The following is a 1,959-nucleotide window of genomic DNA, read 5'->3' on the forward strand; positions in this document are numbered from 1 at the left end:
GCGAGGGCGGCGACGGGGTCCGGCTGCGGGTACGGCACGGCGGCAGCGGCCCGGCCGTACTGCTCCTGCACGGACATCCCCGTACGCATGCCACCTGGCACCGCGTGGCCCCGCTGCTGGCCGCGGCGGGCCATACCGTGGTCTGCCCCGATCTGCGCGGCTACGGCCGCTCGGACAAGCCCGCCACCGACCCGGAACACCGTCCTTACTCCAAACGGGCGATGGCCGGCGACTGTCTCACGGTCATGCGCCGGCTCGGCCACGAGCGGTTCGCGGTCGTCGGGCACGACCGGGGCGCGTACGTGGCCACCCGCCTCGCCCTGGACCACCCCGGGGCGGTGTCCGCCGTCAGCGTGCTGGACGCCGTCCCCATCGGGGAGGCCCTGCGCCGCTGCGACGCCGGCTTCGCCGCGAGCTGGTGGCACTGGTTCTTCCTCGGCCAGACGGACAAGCCCGCCGAGCGCGTCATCAACGCCGACCCCGACGCCTGGTACACGGCCACCGCCGAACAGATGGGCACCGAGGCGTACGAGGACTTCCGGCAGGCGATCCACGACCCGGCCACCGTGCACGCCATGTGCGAGGACTACCGGGCCGGCCTCGGTGTCGACCGGGAGCACGACGACGCCGACCACCGGGCCGGCCGGCGCATCACCAGCCCGCTCCAGATCCTGTGGGCCACGCGGGACGACATGACCGACCTGTACGGCGACGTCCTGGCCGTCTGGCGCGACTGGGCCGGCGACCGGCTGGAGGGCGCTCCGATCGACTCCGGGCACCACATGGCCGAGGAGGCGCCGGAGGCACTCGCCGGCGCGCTGCGCGCGTTCTGGGCGAACGCCGGGCTCCTGACCGGGAGCACGCGCCCGTGACTCAGCCCCGCGTCCCCACACCCTGTGGATAACGCGTTCCGGTCAGCTCCTCCGACGCCGTCCACAGGCGCCGGGCGACGGCGGGGTCGCTCGCGGCCGTGCTGCGGCCCACCAGAGTCGGCGCACCCCTCATCTCGCCGAGCCCGTCCGGCCCGACGTAACTCGCCCCCGGCAGCTCCTGCGTCGCCGCGTACAGCGTGGGCAGTGCGCCCGCGCGGTCGTCCTGCGCCAGGAACCTGTTGCCGAGCTTCATGAACACCCGGGCCGCCGGACTGGCCGCGTGGCTCTGGAGGTTGGTGGCCGAGTAGCCGGGGTGGGCCGCCAGGGCGCGGACCTTGGAGCCCGACTCCGTCAGCCGGCGCTGGAGCTCCAGCACGAACAGCAGGTTCGCGAGCTTCGACTGGCCGTACACGCCCCTCGGGTCGTAGGCCGACGTCCTGTTCAGGTCGTCGAAGTCGATCCGCTGGTCGCCCCAGCGGTGTGCGCCCGAGGACACCGTCACGACCCGGTCGGTGACATACGGCAACAGCAGGTTCGTCAGCGCGAAGTGGCCCAGATGGTTCGTGCCGAACTGCATCTCGAAGCCGTCCGCCGTCCGCTGCTGCGGGATCATCATCACGCCCGCGTTGTTGATCAGCAGATCCAGCGGGCGGTCCCACCCGGCCGCGAACTCCCGCACCGACGACAGGTCCGCCAGGTCCAGCCGCCGGACCTCCGTGCTGCCGTTCACGGTCCTCGCCGCCGCCTCGCCGCGCTCCGGGTCCCGTACGGCGAACACGACGTGCGCGCCCGCCCCGGCCAGGGCCTGTGCGGCCCGGAGTCCGATACCGCTGTTCGCCCCCGTGACCACGGCCGTGCGGCCGGTCTGGTCGGGGAGGCGGGTCGCGTTCCACTTCTGCTGCTTGTCGGTAGCCATGGCCCGAATGTAGACGCCGCCAACAATGCTGTCAACGACAACAATGCTGGCGCCGCCTACATCCGGATACGATGGCACCCATGCCAGCCGAGAAGCCCGCGAGCCGCCCCTACCACCACGGAGACCTGCGCTCCGCCCTCCTCGACGCCGCCGAGCGCACCCTCCGCGACA

Annotated in this window: 2 protein-coding genes and 1 pseudogene; 2 read left to right on the plus strand and 1 reads right to left on the minus strand. The window is 72.8% G+C overall.

Translation table 11 applies throughout. The features are described from left to right. A partial coding sequence (locus JF597_RS54330) for an alpha/beta hydrolase (RefSeq protein ID WP_294014528.1) occupies positions 1-872 on the plus strand: 872 nt, incomplete at its 5' end. A gap of 1 nt (position 873) precedes the next feature. Here JF597_RS54330 and JF597_RS54335 read toward each other — a convergent pair. Further along, positions 874-1,788 (minus strand): oxidoreductase, encoded by a 915-nt coding sequence (locus tag JF597_RS54335; protein ID WP_294014530.1) that lies wholly within the window; start codon positions 1,786-1,788, stop codon positions 874-876. Positions 1,789-1,859: 71 nt separating this feature from the next. On the opposite strand from JF597_RS54335, the pseudogene JF597_RS55930 reads away from it, so the two are divergent. Then, positions 1,860-1,959 (plus strand): annotated as a pseudogene (locus tag JF597_RS55930) (TetR family transcriptional regulator); the annotation flags it as partial.

The organism is Streptomyces sp. (assembly GCF_019510245.1).
In the GTDB taxonomy this organism is placed as follows: domain Bacteria; phylum Actinomycetota; class Actinomycetes; order Streptomycetales; family Streptomycetaceae; genus Streptomyces.

Coding starts and splice junctions, on each gene's coding strand:
- JF597_RS54335 (WP_294014530.1), bottom strand. CDS start 1,788: ATGGCTACCGACAAGCAGCAGAAGTGGAACGCGACCCGCCTCCCCGAC.